At 69.5% G+C, this 2682-nt stretch carries 4 protein-coding genes; 1 reads left to right on the top strand and 3 read right to left on the bottom strand.

What is annotated here, in order from left to right:
• The 3 genes from lpxK to VTU_RS0105110 form a co-directional block, all read right to left on the bottom strand.
• Positions 1 to 568, bottom strand: a 568-nt coding sequence (lpxK, locus tag VTU_RS0105120) for a tetraacyldisaccharide 4'-kinase (RefSeq protein WP_010101484.1), incomplete at its 3' end; no start/stop codon positions are given.
• Between the two features lie 5 nt (positions 569 to 573).
• The gene (locus VTU_RS0105115) at positions 574 to 1002 is read right to left on the bottom strand and encodes an ExbD/TolR family protein (RefSeq protein WP_010101483.1); all 429 of its coding nucleotides are present in this window, start codon (positions 1000 to 1002) and stop codon (positions 574 to 576) included.
• Entirely contained in the window at positions 999 to 1646 is a 648-nt protein-coding gene (locus tag VTU_RS0105110) for a MotA/TolQ/ExbB proton channel family protein (protein WP_010101482.1), read from the bottom strand. The genes VTU_RS0105115 and VTU_RS0105110 overlap by 4 nt, the downstream gene beginning before the upstream one ends.
• Positions 1647 to 2000: 354 nt before the next feature.
• Between VTU_RS0105110 and xseA the strand changes: the two genes are divergently transcribed.
• A partial coding sequence (gene xseA, locus VTU_RS0105105; protein ID WP_010101481.1) for an exodeoxyribonuclease VII large subunit occupies positions 2001 to 2682 on the top strand: 682 nt, incomplete at its 3' end.

The following is a 2682-nucleotide window of genomic DNA, read 5'->3' as shown; positions in this document are numbered from 1 at the left end:
AGATTTCCAGATCGCGCAGCAGGGCCAGGTGCTGCAGGCCGTCGTCGCACACGAGCACGTCGGTTTGCGGATGCGCGGCGAGCAGCGCGCGCGCGGCGGCAACGCGGCGCGTGGCCACGAAGATGGGCACGCCGGGAACGCCGGGGACGGTGCCGTCCCCCCCTGCGCAAATGCGGCGCGCGATGAGCGCGGGTTCGTCGCCCACCTCGCTGGCCGGGCTGCCGGGCAGCACCGCGCGGCAGTCGCGGGTGCTGCGCCCATGGCCACGCGAGATCACGCCGACGCGCAGCCCGCGCGCCTGCAGGTATTGCACGAGCGCGATGACCACGGGGGTCTTTCCCGCGCCTCCGGCGATCACGTTCCCGACGACGATCACCGGGCAACCCGGGTGTTCGGCCGCGAACACCCCGGCGCGGTACAGCCCGCGGCGCAGCGCCGCCAGCGCCGCATAAAGCCGTGACAGCGGCCACAGCGCCCAGGCCGCGAGGCCCCGGGTCTGCCAGATCTTTTGCAGGCCGTGCAGCGCTGCAGGACCGGGGACCGGGCGGGCGGAGGCGGGGTTGGCCATGCGCGTCAGCGTCTGGCCGCGCGCGAAGCCGCGGACGACTGCGTGGCAAACGTGATCTGCACCAGCCCCACGCGGCGCGCGGCCTCCATCACCGTGACCACGGACTGGTGCGACGACAGGGCGTCGGCGCTGATGACCACCACGCTGTCCCGGCCGGCGGCGCTGCGCAGCGCCTGCGCCACGGCGTCCACGCTCCGGCCATCGACGCCGCCCTGGTTCACGGCGTAGCGGCCGTCGGCGGCAACGGAGACGATCACCTCCCGGGGGTAGTCGCGCTGCGCCTCGGCGTCCGCCACGGGCAGCGTGAGCTGCAATTGCGTGAACTTGCTGTAGGTGGTGGTCAGCATCAGGAAGATGAGGATCACCAGCAACACGTCGATGAACGGGATCAGGTTGATCTCGGGTTCGTCCTTGGCGCGCGGGCGGAAGTTCATTTCGTCTTGCGCAACTGCAAAATGTGGCGCACGAACTGCTCGGAGGCCAGTTCCAGCGTGAGCAGGTAGGCGTCCACGCGGGCGCGGAAGTAGCGCCAGAAGATCAGCGCAGGGATGGCCACGATGAGCCCGAACGCCGTGTTGTACAGGGCGATCGAAATGCCGTGCGCCAGCTGGGCCGGGTTGCCGCCGCCCAGCGCCTGGCCCACGCCGCCCGAGCCGGCCTGCGAACCGAAGATCTCGATCATTCCGATCACGGTGCCGAGCAGGCCCAGCAAGGGGGCGGCGGAGGCGATGGTGGCCAGCGCCGACAGGTATTTCTCCAGGCGATGCGCCACGGCGCGCCCCGTGCCCTCCATGGCGGCGCGCACGTCGGTTTCGCTGCTCTGGGGCGCGCTGTTCAGGCGACGCAGGCCGCTGGCGAGTACCTCGCCCAGGGCCGAGCTCTGCGCAAGCTGGTTCACCACGTCGGGCGTGGGCAGCGCCTTGGACGACACCGCGATCGCTTCGTCGAGCAGTTTCGGGGGCGCGACGCGGGCCGTCTTGAGGGCCACGAAACGCTCGAAAACAAGCGCCATCCCCAAAATGGAGCACGCGATCAGGGGCCAGATGGGCCAGCCCGCGGCCTGTATGATGGACAGCAAATTCTCTCTCCGCGCAGATTAAAGCAAGCCGGGGATTATGCCCAGCTCGCTCTGGCTCTCGCGTGACAAACCGTCACTTGGCGAATCGCCCTGCCCCACGCTCGCGCAGCGCCACAGAACTGTGGATAACTTTGTGGGCAAACCGCTTCGGGCGCCCTGCGGGCGCGTGCCTGACCCGCAGCAGACGGATAAAAGAGTACTCAGTGAAAACCTTAGCCCCATATATATCAAGGACTTGCACGGGTCCTGACATTTTGCAGTCAGTTTTCGCGGGCATCGGCGTGTTCCCTGCCGCTCGCCGGTTTCTGTGGAGTACTCAGCGTGTGAACACCGCGCCAAGGCCCGCCGCTCCTTATGTTTGAACGTCCGGAACCCGCCGTTTCGGCCCGCGTGTGGGAGGTTGGCGCGCTATGCCGCGCCATTGCTGACGCCCTGCAACTGCGTTTCAATCCGGTCGCGGTGCGCGGCGAGGTCACGGGCTGGTCGCGTGCGTCCAGCGGGCATTGCTATTTTTCGATCAAGGACGCCAGCGGCCAGCTACGCTGCGCCATGTTCCGCCGCGCCGCCGACCTGCTCGACTTCGCGCCCTGCGACGGCCAATTGGTCGAACTGCGCGGCCGCCTGGGGGTCTACGAGGCGCGCGGGGACCTGCAGTTCATCGTCGAGAGCATGCAGCGCGCCGGGCAGGGAGCGCTGTTCGAGCGCTTCCTGCGGCTCAAGGCCCGGCTCGACGCCGAAGGACTCTTCGACAGCGCGCGCAAGCGCGCGCTGCCACTGCAACCGCGCGGCATCGGCCTGGTCACGTCGCCCGGGGCCGCGGCGCTGCACGACGTGATCACGGCCCTGCGCCGCCGCGTGCCGCATATCCCGGTGCTGCTGGTTCCGGCGCAGGTGCAGGGCGCGGCCGCGCCGCCGTCGATCATCGAGGCGCTGGAAAAACTGTATCTGCTGGCCCGCGCGCGCGCGGTGCCCGGGGCCCACCCCGACCAGACTCCGGCGATCGACGTCATCGCGCTGGTGCGCGGCGGCGGCTCCA

The sequence above is a fragment of the Verminephrobacter aporrectodeae subsp. tuberculatae At4 genome (genome assembly GCF_000193225.1).
Lineage (GTDB): Bacteria > Pseudomonadota > Gammaproteobacteria > Burkholderiales > Burkholderiaceae_C > Acidovorax > Acidovorax aporrectodeae.
This window is presented reverse-complemented; position numbering and strand designations above follow the sequence as displayed.

Coding starts and splice junctions, on each gene's coding strand:
- VTU_RS0105115 (WP_010101483.1), bottom strand. CDS start 1,002: ATGAACTTCCGCCCGCGCGCCAAGGACGAACCCGAGATCAACCTGATC.